This window comes from Paenibacillus periandrae, from assembly GCF_022458865.1.
Taxonomy (GTDB): Bacteria; Bacillota; Bacilli; order Paenibacillales; family NBRC-103111; genus Paenibacillus_S; species Paenibacillus_S periandrae.
In genome coordinates this window covers 1-16,151 of the sequence record NZ_JAJNMU010000039.1, presented here as the reverse complement: position 1 = coordinate 16,151, position 16,151 = coordinate 1, and the positions used below count along the sequence as shown (strand labels likewise).

The window sequence follows — 16,151 nt, the reverse complement described above, 5'->3', positions numbered from 1 at the left end:
GCAAACAATTAGTTCATTTTGCATCTATTTAAGCATTGACACAGCCTGTGATGTTGTGTAAATTAGGTGTAAATCTTTAAACTTTATGTGAACAAATTCACATACTAATATCATTAAACCGAATGCAGCTCAAGAGAAAGGGAGGGTTTTCTTATGGAAGCACTGGCATTGGAACGTAAGGAAGAACAAAAGCGCGAATTAAAAGAACGGATCCTTCAATTAAAGAAGGAACGAAACGCCATCATATTAGCTCATTATTATCAAAGAGATGAGATTCAGGAAGTTGCTGATTTTCGTGGTGATTCCTTTCTTTTGGCACAAAAAGCAGCTACAACCGATGCTGAGGTCATTGTATTTTGCGGCGTGCATTTTATGGGAGAAAGTGCAAAGATACTGGCTCCAACCAAAACTGTACTGATTCCCGATGAACGAGCTGGCTGTCCGATGGCAGATATGGTCAATGTTGATGGTCTGCGTGCACTGAAGAAACAGCATCCTAATGCGAAAGTCGTTGCTTATATCAATACATCGGCTGATGTGAAATCAGAAACCGATATTTGCTGTACGTCGGCCAATGCTATTAAAGTGATCGAGTCGGTAGATTCCGATGAAATCATCTGGGTCCCGGACAAAAACCTGGGGGACTACGTTTCCAAATTTACGGACAAAAAAATGATTATATGGGAAGGCTACTGCAACACCCATGACATGCTAACCGTTAAAGATGTAGAAGAGATGAGAGCGCAGTACCCCAATGCCAAATTTGTCGTTCACCCGGAATGTCGTCCTGAGGTAGTTAAGCTGGGGGATTTTGTAGGAAGTACTACAGCCATTATCAAATATTGTAAAGAATCGGAGCATCAAGAATTTATAGTAGGTACAGAGGATGGAACCGGGTTTCAATTGAGAGTGGACAGCCCGGACAAAAAGTTCCATTTTGCTACCAAATACCTGGTATGCCCTAATATGAAAGTAAACAACTTGAAAAAGGTGGTACGCTGTCTCGAAACGATGCAGCCGCAAATTTATGTACCGCCGCATATTGCCGATCAAGCCAGAGCATCCTTGGAGCGCATGCTGCTAGTGAAGTAGCATGCGCTACTCTCTTTGTAGAAGAAAGTGAGCGTACTCATGATACCACGTTATTTAGTAGACTTTGATATCAGCAAGCTGCCTCAAGTTCATACCGATGTTATGGTGATCGGCGCTGGAATCGCCGGTCTTTTTACCGCTATCAAAGCAAGTGAAAAATATAGTGTGCTGATGGTGACGAAAAAATCGCTGCTGGATAGCAACACACGTTATGCTCAAGGTGGGATCGCCGCAGTAATAGCGGATGATGATTCACCGGACTATCATCTGCACGATACTTTGGTAGCTGGTGCAGGACTGTGCTCCCATGAGGCTGTTGATGTATTGGTACATGAAGGGCCGGCAGGTGTCAGGGATTTGATCAAGATGGGTACGCAGTTCGATCTGGAGGATGGGGAATTTGCATTAACCAGAGAAGGGGCTCACAGTCACCGCCGTATTTTACATGCTCACGGGGATGCAACAGGAGCAGAAATCGTAAGATCCTTATCGGAGAAAACGAAGCTGGACTCGAACATCGAAGTTTGGGATGATCATTTTGTAATAGATCTGATAACCGAAAACGGGGAATGTCTCGGCGCTTTGGTGCAAAAGCCGAGCGGTCAAAAGGTTTTTGTCAAAGCGAATGCAACGATTTTATGTACTGGCGGCGCGGGGCAATTGTTTCGGTATACCACGAATCCAGATATTGCTACAGGTGATGGAATCGCGATTGCTTACCGTGCAGGAGCACTTATTCAGGATGTTGAATTCATACAATTTCACCCGACAGCACTTTGTTACCCAGGAGCACCACGTTTTCTGATTTCTGAGGCTGTTCGTGGTGAAGGCGCTATCTTGCGCAATATTACAGGTGAACGATTTATGGAAAAATACCATCCACAGCTGGAGCTGGCGCCGCGTGATGTCGTAGCCAGGGCTATCGTGAATGAGATGGAGCTGACAAGATCTACATTTGTTTATATTGATTTTACGCATGAATCGGAAGAAACGGTGAAGCATCGTTTCCCAACCATATATGAGTTTTGTCTGAACTATGGTTTGGACTTATCTTCGGATTGGGTCCCCGTTGCACCTGCTGCGCATTATATGATGGGCGGTGTGAAAACGGATCTTTACGGTGAAACCAAGGTGGCCCGCTTATTTGCTTGTGGTGAAGTGTCGTCGACCGGAGTCCATGGGGCTAACCGTCTGGCCAGTAATTCACTATCCGAGGCGATTGTGTTCGGTCGGAGAATTTTGGAGCGCATTGATCAATTGTCTCCTGTGACAGTGAATCCATCTGTTCAGCAAGTAACGTCTCGCAGTGAGCATGCCAAACAGCCAATAGTCGAAAAAAAGCTGAAGCTGCAAAAAATTATGCTGCGTTATGCAGGGTTAAAGCGCGAAGCCAAAGGGTTAGAAAAAGGCTATGAGGAGCTGCGCCGCCAGCTGTCCATCTTTGAATCTTGTTTGACCAAGCGTGAGGATTATGAGTTTGCCAATATGCTGACATGTGCGCTCTTAACGACTGAGGCTGCTTTGATTAGGAAAGAAAGCCGTGGGGGACACTACAGGGATGATTTTCCGGAGAAGGACGATCTGAACTGGAGGAAGCATACGATATTCAGTCGGGAAGACGGGATTACGGAGGAGAAGATTGATGATGTTTGAGCTGCAGATGGATATTGTAAAGAAAAACCTTCAGCTGTGGCTGGAGGAAGATATTGGAATGGGTGATGTTACGACCATGACAACCATTCCCAAGGATCATCAATCTAAAGCTATTATTCATGTCAAGGAGTCTGGCATTATCGCCGGATTGCCGATTGCAGCTGCTGTTTTTGCATTGGTTGATCCCGAGCTTCGATTTGAAGCTAATGTAGAGGAAGGACAAGCTGTAGAGAAAGGCTGTGTGTTGGCTGTGGTAACAGGCAATACCCGACATATTTTACTCGGCGAGAGGCTTGCGCTTAATTTGATGCAGCGTTTGTCAGGCATAGCAACCCGTACCAAGCAGTTTGTCGATGCTCTGCAAGGCTTGCCAGTCAGACTCGTGGATACACGTAAAACAACTCCTGGTCATCGACTGTTAGAAAAATATGCAGTACGGGTCGGAGGTGGACACAACCACCGTTTTGGTCTGTATGATGCTGTTATGATCAAGGATAATCACATTAAAGGATCAGGTGGCATAACCGAAGCAATTCGCGCTGCTCGCGCTCAAATTCCTCACACGATGAAGATCGAGGTAGAAGTTGAAAGCAAAGAGCAGCTGGAAGAGGCGTTATTGGCACAGCCTGATATTATTATGCTGGACAATATGTCAACAGACCAGATGCGGGAGGCTGTTGTACGCATGAAATCAGCAGCACCGCATATTCTGATAGAAGCATCAGGTTCCGTCAATTTGGATACGGTTGGGGCCATAGCGCAAACTGGTGTGGATGTGATATCGGTAGGTCGACTGACATATTCGGTACAGTCGCTCGATATCAGTCTGGATCTGAACGCGCAAAAAGGGGTGCAGGCATGATTTTGGTAATTGACGTCGGTAATACGAATATCGTATTAGGCCTCTATGACGGAAAAAACTTGCTTCATGACTGGCGACTTAGCACCAATCGGGCTGCGACGGCTGATGAGTATGGAATGACGATGTATAATTTGTTCCAGCATGCCGGAATTAAGTTGGATCAGGTGGAGGGCGTCATTATTTCTTCGGTTGTGCCGCCTTTAATGTTTGTATTGGAGCAATTGTGTTTAAAATATGTTAAGAAAGCACCTCTGATTGTAGGTCCGGGTGTGAAAACCGGCTTAAATATTCGTTACGAAAACCCACGCGAGGTAGGTGCAGACCGGATTGTCAATGCTGTAGCAGCGATTGAGATATATGGTTCTCCCGTTATTGTTGTTGATTTTGGAACAGCGACGACCTTTGACTACATAGATGAGGCTGGACAATATATTGGAGGAGCGGTTGCACCGGGTATTGGGATCTCTACGGAAGCTTTATATCAGCGTGCAGCCAAGCTGCCGAGAATAGAGTTGGTTAAACCTAAAAGCGTTGTGGGACGTAATACGGTAGCTTCCATGCAAGCAGGCATCATTTTCGGTTTTGCCGGGCAGGTTGATGGGATTGTCGAACGTATTCGCGAGGAATTTGGGACGAACCCCAAAGTTGTTGCAACCGGTGGGCTGGCTGAATTGATTTCCAGAGAATCGCGAACCATTGAAACGACAAACCAACTGCTGACCCTGCAAGGACTGCGAATTATTTATGAACGCAATCAATAAGCAGAGCGATTATATACCAATTACTTTAACACAGAAAGGGTAAGCGATGCAGGATCAATTGATTAGAGCTACGGCAATGGACGGAAAGGTCAGGGCGTTTGCTGTTCGTACCACAGGAATTGTCGATGAATTAGGCAAGCGGCATTCGATGTCGCCTACAGCTATGGCCGCTTTAGGGCGGACAGTGTCAGCAGGCTTGATTATGGGAGCCATGCTTAAAGGTGATGAACAGTTGACCATTATTGTTAAAGGTGGAGGACCGATTGGCCAAGTCGTGGTAGATGCGAATGCCAGTGGCGACGTTCGTGGTTATGTGGACAATCCTCAAGTGGATTTGCCGCTGAATCAGGTGGGCAAGTTGGACGTTTCCGGTGCTGTTGGTACGGAAGGGTTTTTGAATATCATTAAGGATTTGGGGCTTAAGGAGCCGTACCGGGGAAGTATACCGTTAATATCAGGGGAGCTGGCCGAAGATTTTACTTACTATTTTGCCAAGTCTGAACAAACACCATCCGCTGTAGCACTAGGTGTGCTGGTAGATGTTGACTACTCGGTTATAGCTGCCGGTGGTTTTGTTATTCAACTGCTGCCAGGGTTAAGTGATGATGATATTTCCTTGATCGAGCTTCAGCTTTCACGCATCGAACCGATTACAACCTTATTAAGCCAGGGATTGGATCTTGAGGACATTTTACATCGAATTCTTCCTGAGGTGCAGGTGCTTGGAGTGATGGATGTCAGATTCCGCTGCAAGTGCTCCAGAGAGAGGGTCGAGCAGACCTTGATTTCACTGGGACGAGAAGAACTTGAATTGATGCTTCAGGAGGATGGGCAAGCGGAAGTTTCATGTCATTATTGTAATGAAGCCTATCTGTTTAATCGGGAAAATCTTGAAGGTCTTATCCAGGAGTTATAATCAGAAGCTTGAGCACACGTTAGTTATAGAGATTGTTCAAAAAGTCCCCTTTTGATCATGAAGACATACACGTTGCTGACTGGGATCGAATTATGCATTCCGACTCCAAAGCTTTGACTGCACGAAGCAGAAAAGTCGACTTTTTGAACACATACTTTATAGAAGAAATAGCTCAATCCACGGAGAGTGACCATACGAGGGGACTAGGAATGCGAAACATGAAGATATTGTGGGGAGTCAATGCACTGTTGCTGCTTGTCGTTGTCATCCTTTCCTCCGTAATATTTGCCGAATTGTTAAAGAAGCCTCCTACTGCAATGAAGCCTGACCCGACGGACCCCCGTGGGCGCGTGATCGCCAAATTGGGTGACAAAACAATTACCAGTGAGGATTTGAATCAGCAGTTATTGCAAAAACACGGTCGGGAATTATTAGATCAAATGGTGGACCATGAAGTCATTCGTATGGAAGGAAATGCGGAAGGCTTGACAGTCACCGAAGACGAGATAACAAAAGAATTAAAACGTATGCAGCAAGGGTATGATAGTGAAACGCAGTTTTATGAAGCGATGCAGGATCAGCTGGGTTTTACACCAGAAACGCTAAGAGCCGACTTATTCAATAAATTATTGCTGGAGAAGCTAGCGACCAAATCCATTACCATCACAGATGAGCAAGTTAATTCCTACATCAAGGCCCACCCGGATGAATTTAACTCGCCCGTTCAACTGAGGCTTCAACAGATTGTGGTCAGCAGCAAGGAGCAAACGGATAAGGTAGCAGCCGATCTGAACAAAGGTATGGATTTTGCACAAGTGGCCAAAAACCGTTCGCTTGATGATTCAACACGTAATAAGGGTGGAGACCTGGGTTGGCTGGATGAGAACGATCCGTTCATGGCCCCATCTATTATGAGCGCTGTCAAAAAGCTTAAAGTGGGTGAGGTCAGTAAACCGATTCTTTTCAACGATAACTTTTATATCATCAAGCTGAAGGAGCTGAAGGAAGATTCCAAAGCCAAAAAGGATGAACTCAAGGAAATCGTTAGAAAAGAAATGGCACTACGGGAAGCACCCCCATTAAAAGATGTGATACTCAAGCTTCGCGAAAGATGGAAGGTTAGCATTACATTTTAATCCAATTGGATATTGACAACCTTAGCACAGGTTGATAAGATAAGGAAAGAATACCAACCAAAAAACTCGGATATTATTCATAACGATTCTAGGAGGAACTCGGCATGGCGAAATTAGTTCAAAGTATTACGGATTTAATTGGTGGCACCCCTTTGGTTAAGTTAAATCGTGTTGTACCTGAAGGTAGTGCAGAGATCTATGTGAAGCTTGAATATCAAAATCCGGGAGCTAGTGTTAAGGATCGCATCGCGATCAGTATGATTGAGGTTGCTGAGAAAGAAGGCAAAATCAAACCGGGTGATACGATTATCGAGCCTACAAGTGGCAATACCGGAATTGGATTAGCTATGGTTGCTGCTGCAAAAGGATATAAAGCCATACTCGTTATGCCAGAAACAATGAGCTTGGAGCGCCGTAATTTGCTTCGCGCTTATGGGGCGCAGCTGGTGCTGACACCAGGGGCTGAGGGCATGAAGGGTGCAATTAAACGTGCGGAAGATCTTCAAGCGGAGAACCCGTCGTATTTTATTCCTCAACAATTTAACAATCCTGCGAATGTTAAGGTCCACACAGAAACGACAGGTCCTGAAATCGTGGAAGCTATTAATTCCCATGACGGCAAGATTGACGCCTTCATCTCAGGTATCGGTACAGGCGGAACGATTACAGGTGCAGGTGGCGTTCTAAAAGAAAACTTCCCTAATATCAAAATTTATGCGGTTGAGCCAAGTGCGTCACCTATTTTGTCCGGAGGTAAACCAGGTCCGCACAAAATTCAAGGAATCGGTGCCGGCTTTGTTCCGCAAATTTTAAATACGAACATCTATGACGAAGTCATTCAGGTTGATAACGAGGAAGCTTTTGAAACTTCCCGTCGTGTTGCCAAAGAAGAGGGAATTCTTGGTGGTATTTCTTCCGGAGCAGCGATTTTTGCAGCATTGAAAGTTGCCAAAGAACTCGGACCTGGCAAGCGTGTAGTTGCCATTCTTCCGAGCAACGGTGAAAGATACTTGAGTACACCTTTGTATCAATTCGAAGAGTAGCAGCATCGACAGAGCCCTTCAGTTCCTTGAGGGGCTTTTTTTCGTTGAGAATATACAGTATACTAAATCCTAACTTATATGACAGCGTAGATAAAGGGGGGAAGCAGGTGTTTGTAACAACCTATAAGCAATGGAACGAATGGGCTGAGCATTACACGATGCTTCCTTATGTACAATCGTTTCCTTTGGAGAATGACCGTATCCTTTCATGGGAGTATGCATGGAAGCAAGCAAATCCGGGTTCTTTTGTATTGGAGAGTGGAAAAGGCGGACGCTACACGTTTCTTGGTCTTCAACCGATTTCGGAAATTCGGGGGAAACACGATCAAGCGATCATTACAAATACAGACGGATCTGTTGTTGAGCAGCATGGGGCCTCGCTTGAGCTGGTTCGCCAATGGATGGAGCCATTCCACTCCCCTGTCGTCGACAAAGCCCCGAAGTTTCTGGGCGGCTGCGTTGGTTTTTGGGGATACGATGTGGTTCGTTCAATTGAGAAGCTTCCTGAGACGTCTGTAGACGATTTGGATATACCCGATTATGCCTTTGTCCGGTTTGATCAGGTTTGGATCATTGATCATGAGAAGCGGGAGCTGTATTGCTCATCTTCTCATCAATGGAACCCATCTGTAGGCGGTCTTGACGAGCTAGAGCAGCTTTACAGCCAGGCAGCAGCAGACATTTATCGGATGAAAGAAAGATGGGACCGGATCGCTGTAATCAATAACGAGAACGATGCACTGCGTACTAGAGACATGATGCTGAAGCATATGGACAACGATCAACTTCATATTGATGTTGACTCTATTGAAGGCATTAAAGCAGATTTTCCGAGGGAAGCTTACATCGATGCGGTAAATGCAATTAAGGATTACATTGGTGCAGGCGATGTATTTCAAGTTAATTTGTCCGTCCGTCAACATAAGCGGCTCACCCAAAGTCCTGAGGAAATCTATGAATGGCTGCGCGTTATCAATCCGTCACCTTATATGGCTATGATGCGATTTGAAGATTTTCAGCTCGTGTCGGGCTCGCCGGAGCTTCTGGTGCAGTTGGAAAGTGGTGTGGTCAGAGCACGCCCGATTGCTGGCACAAGACCTCGAGGCAAAAACGCCGAGGAGGATCGTAAGCTGGCAGATGAGCTCATTCATCATGAAAAAGAGCGGGCCGAGCATATTATGCTGGTTGACCTGGAACGCAACGATCTGGGGCGCATATCGACCTATGGAACGGTAAAGGTCAAGGATTTTATGGTTATTGAATATTATTCTCATGTCATGCACATTGTTTCTCAGGTTGAGGGGCAACTAGCGGAAGGCAACGGGGCCTATGAGGTTATTGCAGCCAAATTCCCGGGGGGAACGATTACGGGTGCTCCCAAAATTCGCACCATGCAGATTATTGAGGAGCTGGAGCCAGTTCGCCGCGGACCGTACACGGGCTCAATCGGATGGATGGATTATAACGGAAACATGGAATTCAACATTGTAATCCGTACCCTCGTTGTAGTGGACGGTATAGGCTACGTACAAGCAGGTGCAGGCATTGTCATTGATTCGATACCCGAGAAGGAATATACGGAATCGATCAACAAAGCGAAGGCGTTATGGAAAGCGATACAATACAGCGAATTAAGTGTTCAAAATCCGGTGTGAAGGTGAGGGATTACGATGATTCTAGTGATTGATAACTACGATTCGTTTACGTATAATTTGGTGCAATATTTAGGTGAGCTTGGCGAGCACGTTGAGGTGCGCCGTAATGATGAGATTGACCTGGATGGTATCGAGGCGTTGAAGCCGGATCATATTTTGATTTCTCCTGGCCCATGTACGCCAAATGAAGCAGGTATTAGTCTGGCCTTAATCGAGCGTTTTAAAGGTAAAATTCCAATTTTGGGCGTGTGTCTGGGGCACCAGTCGATTGGACAAGTATTCGGAGGCGATGTTATTCGTGCTGAACGGTTGATGCATGGCAAAACCTCTCCGATTATTCATGACGGTAAAACCTTGTTTAAAGGCCTGCCTTCGCCATTTACGGCTACCCGTTATCATTCCTTGATCGTAAAAAGAGAAACGCTGCCCGATTGTCTGGAAATCAGCGCCGAAACAGCCGAAGGTGAAATTATGGGATTGCGTCATAAGGAGTATCCTATCGAAGGTGTACAGTTCCATCCAGAATCCATTATCACAGATCACGGATTGCAAATATTAAAAAACTTTTTGCAGGAAACAGGAGTTAAGCAAGCGTGAAGATCTATATCAACGGTCGTGTGACGAACGAACAAGAGGCCATGGTATCGGTTTACGACCATGGTTTTTTATACGGTATCGGCTTGTTTGAAACGTTTCGGACTTATGATGGACAGCCCTTCTTGCTGGAAAAGCATCGGGCACGTCTGCAGGCAGGCTGTGAACAATTAGGGATAGCTTATCAAACCGAAGCAGGACAATGGGAGCAAATCGTTCAAAGTTTGCTCCACGCTAATGAGCTGAGGAATGCTTATATAAGATTTACAGTAACAGCCGGACAGGAAGCTTTGGGTTTACCTGTAGGCTCTTACGCTGAACCTTCTGTCATTGTCTATATCAAATCGCTTCCTCCAAGAAATGAACAACAGGACCGTTACGGGAAATCACTGCAGCTCCTGCAGCTGCCAAGAAACACGCCCGAGGGTCCCGTGCGTCTCAAGTCCTTGCATTTTATGAACAACATCTTGGCCAAGCGTGAGCTCCAGCAGTATCCTTGGGCTGATGGGGCCGAAGGACTTCTTGTGGATGGACAAGGGCGAATAGCGGAAGGGATAGTCAACAACGTATTTTATGTGAAGCACGGACGATTGTACACGCCATCCTTGGCAACCGGGATATTACCGGGAATTACGCGTGCTTTTGTAATCAGCCTGGCGGAAGCGGCTGGGGTATACGTTGAGGAAGGTTTGTATGACTGGAGCACTATTCGTGAAGCGGATGAAGTATTCATTACGAACTCTATCCAGGAGATCGTACCCATTACGAAGCTGTTTGATCCTACAGGACAGCAAACAACGATGAGCAACGGAATAATTGGCGACTTGACTGGGCGTCTGCTGCGGCTATATAGACAGCGCACAATAGCGGTAATATAAAGGATGAATAAGATGGAAATATCACATAGACGAGGTATTGAGGTCGATTGCCGCGGGATCATACTGGATCTACGCAATCGAACGGCGATTATGGGGATTTTAAATGTGACCCCGGATTCGTTCAGCGATGGAGGCTTGTACGTTGGCGTACAAGCGGCCGTAGAACAGGCAAGGCGGATGGTTGCTGCAGGAGCCGATATGATTGATATTGGTGGAGAATCAACCCGTCCGGGTTCAACTATTGTAACCCTTGAGCAAGAGCTGCAGCGAGTTATTCCTGTTGTAGAGGCTCTGATAGAGGCCGGGATCACGGTTCCTTTATCCGTAGACACCTACAAAGCAGAGGTTGCCCGACAGGCCCTCGCAGCGGGTGCGCATGTGTTGAATGATATTTGGGGCTTGAAAAGAGAACCGGAAATGGCTCAATTAGCGGCGGAGTATGGATGCCCTATAGTGATTATGCATAATCGGAATGAAGCCGTGTATGATGATTACATTCCTGAGGTTATAGACGATTTGCTGCAAAGTATTCGCCTGGCGCATGCTGCCGGAATCAGGGATTCACAGATCATACTTGACCCGGGCATTGGCTTTGCCAAATCGTACGAGCACAATTTACAGCTGATGAATGAGCTGCATCGAATTGTCGCTATTGGTTATCCTGTTTTACTAGGGACGTCAAGAAAAAGCATGATTACACGAACGCTGGGCCTTCCTGCCAATGAAGTACGAGAAGGCACCGCGGCCACAGTCTGCATGGGAATTCAACAAGGCTGCTCGATCATTAGAGTCCATGATGTATTGGAAATGAAACGGGCCGCATTGATGATGGATACGATGCTAAATCATAAGGGAGGAACAAGCATTGGATAAAATCATCATGACAGGTTTGCAATTTTTTGGCTATCACGGCGTGTTTTCTGAAGAGAACAAGCTCGGTCAGCGCTATCAGGTGGATGTCGAGCTGATGCTGCCGTTGGATAAGCCCGGTCGAAGTGACCGTGTTGAAGATACCGTCAATTACGCTGAAGCCTATGAGGTCATTCGTAATATCGTGGAAGGCCAAGTATTTAAGCTCATAGAAGCACTCGCTGAGGAAATTGCTGCTCTATTGCTGCAAACGTACCCCAGTATCCTTGAGGTGACCGTACGTGTACTCAAGCCGCATCCGCCGGTGAAAATGTTTTTTGATGGTGTCAAGGTTGAAATTCGCAGAAAGCGGGTATAACTTTATGGGCTCTATGTCACCATGTTGTGCATACCTTGCACTTGGCTCCAATATGGGTGATCGGGAACGGAATCTACAGGATGCCATTCAGTATCTTGATAACCATGAACATATTCACGTCTCCGGACGCTCACAACTATATGAAACCGAGCCTGTTGGTTATGTGGATCAGGACGCTTTTTTGAATATGGTAATTGAGGTGGAAACTCACCTATCGGCACAGGAGCTTTTTACTGTTATGCTAAGTATAGAAAATAAGCTCGGCCGCATAAGAGAGATTCGTTTCGGACCACGAACGATTGACCTGGATTTATTGCTGTATGATGATCTTCAACAGGAAGATCCGCAGCTCATTTTACCGCATCCGCGAATGACAGAGCGGGCGTTTGTATTGGTACCCCTGGTCGAGGTTATGCAGCAGAGACACTCCAGTCAAGCTGGTGAGTGGGCTGAGCAGTTGGATCAGGTGGATGGGAAGGAGGGTGTCAGAATATGGAATCCTATGCAATAGCACAGCGCATTCGCGCGTTTCGTAAGCTGAAGGGCTTTACACAGACAGAGCTGGCCGATCAATTGGATGTATCGATTGCTGTTCTGGGAGCTATCGAACGAGGAACTCGAAGTCCGGACGCACAGATCATTAGTAAAATATCCGAAGTACTCGGAATTGACCCGGAAGAGCTCTTTCCAACTGCAAAATAAATAGCACAAGAAAGGAGGAGGTACTATATGTTGAAAATAGGAAATGTCGTCGCGCCCAACCAAGTCGTATTAGCGCCAATGGCAGGTGTCTGCAATCCGGCTTTTCGGCTGATCGCCAAGGAATTCGGCTGTGGGCTGGTATGTGCCGAAATGGTTAGTGACAAAGCTATTTTACATGGAAATCATCGTACGATGGATATGCTGTTTGTGGATGACCGGGAAAAGCCGCTCAGTCTGCAAATTTTTGGTGGAGATACAGAAACGCTGGTTGAAGCGGCAAAGCATGTGGATCGTCATACGAATGCCGATATCATTGATATTAATATGGGATGTCCCGTTCCCAAGATAACGAAATGTGAGGCAGGAGCCCGTTGGCTGCTCGATCCATCCAGAATTGAAGAGATGATTACAACCGTCGTGAAGGCCGTAAGTAAGCCGGTTACAGTGAAAATGCGGATCGGCTGGGACGATGAGCATATATATGCGGTGCAAAATGCTAAAGCTGTCGAAAATGGCGGTGGTTCTGCTGTTTCTGTCCATGGCCGGACACGTGTACAAATGTATACAGGACACGCCAATTGGGATATCATTCGAGACGTTAAGCAATCCGTGTCGATTCCTGTCATTGGGAATGGCGATGTGACAACACCTGAGGATGCCAAGCGAATGCTGGATGAGACCGGTGTAGATGGTGTTATGATCGGGCGGGCTGCGCTCGGTAATCCGTGGATGCTGTACCGGACCATTCAATACTTGACCAAGGGAGAGCTGCCTCCAGAGCCAACAGGTCAGGAAAAAATCCGCATCGCAATTTTGCATATGGATCGACTGGTAGCACTTAAAGGCGAGAACGTTGCCGTTAAGGAAATGCGTAAGCATCTGGCTTGGTATCTAAAAGGTTTACCGGGTGGAGCACGTGTGAAGGACATCGTTATGGAGACGACCAAGCGAGATATTATGGCTGGCGTGCTGGAGGAATTTGTTGCTTCATTGGACAATACCGATTCCCAGGATGGAATGCCGATTATGCGGCAATTGGTCTAAAAGTTGTAGGTTTGGCTTAGATTGACATTTGTATAGGCTTGCAATATAATCAGTCAATAGTCATCCTCATGAGATATTAGTCATTAAGAATAAGATGGTCAACATATGATTAACAGTGAATTCAGACTCCATGAATCCGCTCATAAATACGGGAATTTTTTACATGAAAGGGGATCGTTACCGTGGCCGAGAAAGAAGTCATCCTCACGCAGGAAGGTTTAAAAAAGCTAGAAGACGAACTGGAGCACTTGAAATCGGTCAAACGCCGTGAAGTGGCGGAACGGATCAAAGTGGCAATTGGATACGGCGATATCAGTGAGAACTCTGAGTACGAGGATGCCAAGAATGAGCAGGCTTTTATTGAAGGCAGAGTCATTACTTTAGAAAAAATGCTGCGTAACGCACGTATTATTAATAACGCTGATGTGAACACAGATACAGTCAGTGTCGGAGCTATTGTAACGCTCAAGGATTTGGAATATGGCGAAACTGTTGAGTATAATATTGTGGGTACGGCAGAAGCTGATCCTTTCAATAATAAAATTTCCAATGAAAGTCCTGTAGGTAAAGCTATTCTCGGCAAACCGAAAGGAACAAAAGTAGATATTAATGTTCCCGCAGGCACACTTCAGTATGAAATCATTGATATTAAGAAATAAGATGTGGAAGGCAAGTTGAAATCGATACGGTTTTATACAAGCAAAAAGCTTCCTCTGGAAGCTTTTTTAATGTAAGAAGAATGATGGATAAGGGGCTGGAAGCACGATGTCAGAAGAACAAGAGTTTAATGAATTGCTGCAAATACGGCGTAATAAATTGGATGAACTGCGGGGGCTGGGTGTTGACCCGTTCGGACAAAAATATGATGTTACCCATCATGCAGGCGAATTACTGCAAGCTTATGATGAATTAACCCATGAGGAACTGGATGCACAATCCATCGAAGTCAGCCTTGCAGGACGTATTATGCAAAAGCGCGGCATGGGTAAAGCAGGATTTGCTCATATTCAGGATATTTCCGGTAAAATTCAATTGTATGTACGTCAGGATGCACTGGACGCTATCCAGTACCAGGCCTTTAATTTACTCGATATCGGAGATATCGTCGGTGTACAAGGGACTGTATTTAAAACCAAAACAGGTGAGCTCTCCGTAAAAGTAAACAATGTCGTCGTGCTTTCCAAATCGTTATTGCCGCTACCGGACAAGTTTCATGGCTTAAAGGATGTGGAGCTTCGTTATCGTCAGCGTTATGTGGATTTGATTATGAATCAGGAAGTTCAGGCTACTTTTATTCAGCGTTCGAAAATTATTCAGTCCATGCGCAGATATTTGGATTCCCACGGATATTTGGAAGTGGAAACACCGACCTTGCATTCGGTAGCAGGTGGTGCGGCTGCGCGCCCTTTTAATACGCATCATAATGCGTTGGACATGCAGCTTCATTTGCGTATCGCCATCGAGCTTCATCTGAAGCGTTTGATTGTTGGCGGTATGGAGAAGGTGTACGAGATTGGACGTGTATACCGTAATGAAGGGACTTCGACTCGCCATAATCCAGAGTTTACAATGATTGAGCTGTATGAAGCGTATGCGGATTATTTGGATATCATGAAGCTGACTGAGACTTTGATTGCACATATCGCCGAGGAGGTGCTGGGTTCAACGAAGCTTCAGTATCAAGGACAGGAAATTGACCTGACTCCAGAATGGAGACGCGTCTCCATGGTGGATGCGATTAAAGAGGTTGTTGGGGTCGACTTCAGCAAGCACATGACGGATGAGGAAGCACACCAATTGGCTAAGGACCATAAGGTTCATGCTGAACCGACGATGACCTTTGGTCATATTGTGAATCAATTCTTTGAAACGTTTGTCGAAGAGACATTGATTCAGCCTACTTTTGTGTATGGCCATCCTGTCGCGATTTCCCCTTTAGCTAAAAAGAATGCTCTGGACCCACGATTTACTGATCGTTTTGAGCTGTTCATTGTGGCCCGTGAGCATGCGAATGCATTCACTGAGCTAAATGACCCTATAGATCAACGTGAGCGTTTTGAATCGCAACTGATTGAGCGTGAGCAAGGCAATGATGAGGCACATGAGATGGATGAAGACTTTCTACGTGCACTGGAGTACGGAATGCCTCCTACAGGTGGACTTGGCATCGGAATTGATCGACTTGTCATGCTGCTGACAGATTCCCCATCAATTAGGGATGTCTTATTATTCCCTTCGATGCGCGAACGCCAAGGCGAATAAGCTTCTCTGGTATAAAATGATTACGACGCATCTTCCTTTATGGGAGGTGCGTTTTTTCTTTATTTTTTTAGTAGTTGGGTATACTGAGCTGAAAAATAGCTGAAAAATAGTTGTTGCAATTTTCTTGCCGATTTGTTATATTACTTTTTGTCGCTTCGAGGGCAAGCTTTTCTGGTCATAATAAGAAACATATAATGATAAAAAAAGTACTTGCAATTGAATGAATGAATGTGCTATATTAATCAGGTCGCTTTTGACGGAATGTCGAAAATGATCGAAAAGAATTGTCCTTTGAAAACTGAATCAACGAGTGAGTAAATAGCAG

Annotated in this window: 17 protein-coding genes; all 17 read left to right on the top strand. The window is 45.7% G+C overall.

The genetic code is table 11. The annotated features are described in order from the left end of the window. Positions 1-153 precede the first annotated feature (153 nt). The 17 genes from nadA to lysS all read left to right on the top strand — a co-directional run bounded on the left by nadA (position 154) and on the right by lysS (position 15,826). Entirely contained in the window at positions 154-1,092 is a 939-nt protein-coding gene (gene nadA / locus LRL21_RS40515; RefSeq protein ID WP_240421480.1) for a quinolinate synthase NadA, read from the top strand. A 39-nt stretch (positions 1,093-1,131) separates the two neighbouring features. Next, entirely contained in the window at positions 1,132-2,745 is a 1,614-nt protein-coding gene (gene nadB / locus LRL21_RS40510) for an L-aspartate oxidase (RefSeq protein WP_240421479.1), read from the top strand. Next, the gene (nadC, locus tag LRL21_RS40505) at positions 2,735-3,607 is read left to right on the top strand and encodes a carboxylating nicotinate-nucleotide diphosphorylase (protein ID WP_420832561.1); all 873 of its coding nucleotides are present in this window, start codon (positions 2,735-2,737) and stop codon (positions 3,605-3,607) included. The genes nadB and nadC overlap by 11 nt, the downstream gene beginning before the upstream one ends. Next, positions 3,604-4,368 (top strand): type III pantothenate kinase, encoded by a 765-nt coding sequence (locus LRL21_RS40500; RefSeq protein WP_240421478.1) that lies wholly within the window; start codon positions 3,604-3,606, stop codon positions 4,366-4,368. The genes nadC and LRL21_RS40500 overlap by 4 nt, the downstream gene beginning before the upstream one ends. A 46-nt stretch (positions 4,369-4,414) precedes the next feature. Next, on the top strand, positions 4,415-5,284 hold the full coding sequence (gene hslO, locus LRL21_RS40495) for an Hsp33 family molecular chaperone HslO (protein WP_240421477.1): 870 nt from the start codon (positions 4,415-4,417) through the stop codon (positions 5,282-5,284). A gap of 218 nt (positions 5,285-5,502) precedes the next feature. Next, positions 5,503-6,420 carry a peptidyl-prolyl cis-trans isomerase gene (locus LRL21_RS40490; protein WP_240421476.1) on the top strand — a complete coding sequence of 306 codons (918 nt, stop codon included), beginning with the start codon at positions 5,503-5,505 and terminating at the stop codon, positions 6,418-6,420. A 104-nt stretch (positions 6,421-6,524) separates the two neighbouring features. Further along, a complete protein-coding gene (gene cysK, locus LRL21_RS40485; RefSeq protein ID WP_240421475.1) occupies positions 6,525-7,463 on the top strand; it encodes a cysteine synthase A in 939 nt (312 codons plus the stop codon). 107 nt (positions 7,464-7,570) lie between these two features. Further along, entirely contained in the window at positions 7,571-9,118 is a 1,548-nt protein-coding gene (locus tag LRL21_RS40480; RefSeq protein ID WP_240421474.1) for an anthranilate synthase component I family protein, read from the top strand. 15 nt (positions 9,119-9,133) lie between these two features. Next, a complete protein-coding gene (pabA, locus tag LRL21_RS40475; protein WP_240421473.1) occupies positions 9,134-9,715 on the top strand; it encodes an aminodeoxychorismate/anthranilate synthase component II in 582 nt (193 codons plus the stop codon). After that, entirely contained in the window at positions 9,712-10,590 is an 879-nt protein-coding gene (gene pabC / locus LRL21_RS40470) for an aminodeoxychorismate lyase (RefSeq protein ID WP_240421472.1), read from the top strand. Before pabA ends, pabC begins: the two co-directional genes overlap by 4 nt. 12 nt (positions 10,591-10,602) lie before the next feature. Further along, positions 10,603-11,463, top strand: coding sequence for a dihydropteroate synthase (gene folP / locus LRL21_RS40465; RefSeq protein ID WP_240421471.1), 861 nt, complete (start codon positions 10,603-10,605; stop codon positions 11,461-11,463). Beyond that, positions 11,456-11,818, top strand: coding sequence for a dihydroneopterin aldolase (gene folB / locus LRL21_RS40460; protein WP_240421470.1), 363 nt, complete (start codon positions 11,456-11,458; stop codon positions 11,816-11,818). The genes folP and folB overlap by 8 nt, the downstream gene beginning before the upstream one ends. 13 nt (positions 11,819-11,831) lie before the next feature. Further along, positions 11,832-12,329, top strand: a complete 498-nt coding sequence (gene folK / locus LRL21_RS40455; RefSeq protein WP_240421469.1) for a 2-amino-4-hydroxy-6-hydroxymethyldihydropteridine diphosphokinase — start codon at positions 11,832-11,834, stop codon at positions 12,327-12,329. Beyond that, complete coding sequence (locus LRL21_RS40450) at positions 12,311-12,520, top strand: helix-turn-helix domain-containing protein (protein WP_076237366.1); 210 nt, start codon at positions 12,311-12,313, stop codon at positions 12,518-12,520. The genes folK and LRL21_RS40450 overlap by 19 nt, the downstream gene beginning before the upstream one ends. Before the next feature lie 27 nt (positions 12,521-12,547). Beyond that, positions 12,548-13,564: a tRNA dihydrouridine synthase DusB gene (gene dusB / locus LRL21_RS40445; protein WP_240421468.1), complete on the top strand. Its 1,017-nt coding sequence runs from the start codon at positions 12,548-12,550 to the stop codon at positions 13,562-13,564. A 182-nt stretch (positions 13,565-13,746) separates the two neighbouring features. After that, on the top strand, positions 13,747-14,223 hold the full coding sequence (gene greA / locus LRL21_RS40440) for a transcription elongation factor GreA (RefSeq protein WP_240421467.1): 477 nt from the start codon (positions 13,747-13,749) through the stop codon (positions 14,221-14,223). 106 nt (positions 14,224-14,329) lie between these two features. Next, positions 14,330-15,826 carry a lysine--tRNA ligase gene (gene lysS / locus LRL21_RS40435; RefSeq protein ID WP_240421466.1) on the top strand — a complete coding sequence of 499 codons (1,497 nt, stop codon included), beginning with the start codon at positions 14,330-14,332 and terminating at the stop codon, positions 15,824-15,826. Positions 15,827-16,151 lie beyond the last annotated feature (325 nt).